1 protein-coding gene is annotated in these 3,470 nt (G+C 51.8%); it reads left to right on the forward strand.

The window, feature by feature from the left end; translation table 11 throughout:
- A partial coding sequence (locus tag ACO54Z_RS11055; RefSeq protein ID WP_485997059.1) for a putative Ig domain-containing protein occupies positions 1-3,470 on the forward strand: 3,470 nt, incomplete at both ends.

Below are 3,470 nucleotides of genomic sequence, written 5' to 3' on the forward strand. Positions count from 1 at the left end.
AGAAATGCTTCCGGCAATTATCAGCCGCTGGCGCGTATTCGTCACTGGAAGGAAGGTGATTTTGGCTTTACCCTGGCGGAAGATAATACGCTCCTGTCAGATGAAGGTGCCACGCTTGTTGATGATAGCGAGAAAGCAGGCCTTTTCTTTTATAACGGTGCAATGGCACCCAGAGGAATCCGGGTCAAAGGTAGCAATCTCAAGCCATCGCAGATTACCGGCAGCGCCCATGATGATGTGCTTTTTACCGGTGATGGTGGACCGAAAGGCCTGCATTTGGTCATGGCCGGTCAGGGCAATGATTTTGTTTATGGTGGCAATAACCAGGAGTTTATTTTCTCCGGCAATCTCCATCGGGATGCCACCAATGACAATGACACGGTCTATGCGGGCGGTGGCAGCGATATCGTGATTGGGGGTGCCGGTGCGGATACACTCGTCGCGGGCGATGGCAAGGAAGATTTTGAAACACCGTTGCCCGATGACGAAATAAACACCGAAACCGCCTCACGGCAGGGCAAACGCGGCGACTGGCTCAATGGTCATTTTGGTAGCGATGTCGTCATTGGCAGCGCCCAGGATGATGTTTTGACTGCTGGTGAAGGTGACGACACCGTTCGTGGTGGTGCCGGGAATGACCTGATTTTGGGCGATGCCAATTATTTGCCAACGACTTCTTCGGTATCGTTGGGTACGATGCATGGTGCTGCCGTTGGCACCATCATTGAGCAGCGCTGGCCAGTAGATGGTAGTGTCCCGCGTCCCTTGGACGGCAGTCTGTCTGTTCCCGGCGAAAAAACCTTTGCCTGGGAATGGCAGGGTACGGAAACGGATTTCAAGATTATGCCGGGTATTCGGCTGATGTTGCAGGAGCGCGTGCAAGGCGCGGGCAACGATACGCTGTATGGTGGCGCAGGCAATGACTGGATGGCCGGTCAGGCCGGGCATGACGAAATGCACGGCGACGATGGTGATGACACCATGTTTGGCGATGATGCCGTAGCCATGCCCGCAGGATTCGCCAGCGGCGATGACCGGCTTTATGCCGGCAAGGGCAAAGACAAGCTGCACGGGGGTGCAGGCAATGATGTGCTTGATGCCAGCGATGATGACAACGACAAGGATGAGCTCTCCGGCGATGAGGGTGATGATCAGCTTAATGGTGGTACCGGCGGCGATGAACTGCACGGTGGTGCCGGTAATGACGTGCTGCGCGCTGGCAAGGACAAAACGCTGATGGACGGCGGCATTGGCAACGACACCTACTTCAGCAATAGTGGCGACGATACCATGACCGACGAGGATGGCGACGACCATTATCACATTAGCGCGGGTACGGACAGCATCAAAGATGCCGCTGGATATGACGGCTACCACATTATGTTTAACCGCCTGATGCCGCCGGGCGTGACCACCATCCATGATAGTGACGGCAAGGGATTTATCACCTATCAGGGCAGAAAAATCACCCATGACAGTGTGCGTTCAGTCGCAGAAAACGAATGGGTTACGGATACTGGCGCCAAACTTGCCCGCGAAGGCAGCAATTTGGTTATTACCAATGGCCCGAAAGGCTCGCAGGGCAAAGTTGTCTTTACCGGATTTTTTAACAGTGAAGAATTTCTTGGACTCAAATTGCCGTCTTTGGATGATGACAACAAACCCAGTCCCAATCCGAAACCCGATCCCAAACCTCAGCCACCCAGTCCGGTGCGGCCTGTACCGGAACAACCCAAAGCGCCAACCGCAGGCAAACCGCTGGCGGCACAGAGCATTCATGAAAAGGACAAGCTGAGTTATACCCTTGCGGAAGATACCTTCCACACGGCCAACCAGGACGACAAGCTGAGCTACAGCGCCCGTCTGGCAGATGGCAAGCCATTGCCGAAATGGCTGAATTTCGATGCCGCAACCCGCACCTTTAGCGGTACGCCCGGCAATGATGATGTCGGTACACTCGATATTGAAATCAGCGCCCGGGGCAAAGGCGGCAGTGCCAGCCAGCATCTTGCGCTGAACGTGATTAACGTCAATGATGCGCCGCAGGCAGGACAAAAATTGCCTGTACAACAAGTAGAGCATAGCAGACTTTTTTATTACCAATTGCCTGAAAATGCTTTTAAAGATATTGATAAAGATGACAAACTGACGTTTAGTGCTACGGGTGAAAATGGTCAACCATTACCGGGTTGGCTAAAGTTCGATACATACAATGCCCGTTTTACAGGCTCACCCTCTGCAAATACGCCACGAGGGAATTATCGTGTTACTGTTACTGCTACCGATAGTGGCGGTCTAAAGGCGCATCAGACACTTGAGCTCAATCTTGTGCAAGGTATGCCACTGAAGCCGATAAATGGAACGGACAGAAATGACGTATTAACCAGTACAGCTGATAACGAACTATTGGCAGGCAAGGGAGGCAAAGATGTCTATCAGTTTGCACGGGGATTTGGTCATGACCTGATTAACAATCATGATGAAAATTCGAACCAGGATGACGTCGTGGCATTTACCAACATGAACCGCAAGGATTTCATGATAATGCGGGATAATATCAGTCTTTACTTGCGCAGCATTTCAGGAGCGGATGAACTGCGGATTATGGGACAGTTTCTTTCCAATACCAAATGGCGCATAGGCGAGATCAGATTCGCTGATGGCAGTATTCTGACAGCTGATGAGATTGAAAGAGAATTGCGAAAAACTACTGAAGGCGATGATCGTATCTATGGTAGCAAGGGCAATGATATTATCAACGGAAAAGGCGGTAATGATGTTATAAGCGGTGAAGAAGGGGATGATGAACTCTATGGAGAAGATGGTAATGATGACCTCGTTGGTAGCGCCGGAAATGACAAGTTGTCTGGCGGAGCGGGAGATGATTCCTTGAATGGTGGGGATGGACGAGATCATCTTTCTGGTGGTGCCGGAAATGACGAATTGGTTGGCGGAGAAGGCGATGACCAGCTTCATGGAAATGAAGGAGATGACAAGCTATATGGAGGAACAGGCAACGATTTGCTCATTGGTGGCAGTGGCAATGATACTCTCAGCGGTAGTGCCGGAAATGATATTTACCGTTTTGCACGCGGATTCGGTCGTGATGTCATCAATAATTACGATGCCGGATTGGGACGGCATGACAGCATTGATTTCAGCGACATAAACCGCAGCGATGTTGACATCCGCCGCGAAGGTGGCAATCTCGTCTTGCGTAGTAAAGACGGTAAAGATCAAATCACTGTTACCAACCATTTCTTTAATGGCTGGCAAATAGACAGCATCCGCTTTGCCGATGGCACGACGCTTGACCATGACGCTATCAATAGCGCGGTTAGCGCGCAAAACGCGCCGCAGGGGAACTATATGGAACCCGCTGCCCAGGCGTTGCAGATGAACCAGGCGATTGCTTCGCTGAACGGCCAGGCGCAGCCGCTGGATGCGTTAGCCACACCGGACTTGCAACC

The organism is Cardiobacterium sp. (genome assembly GCF_057314735.1).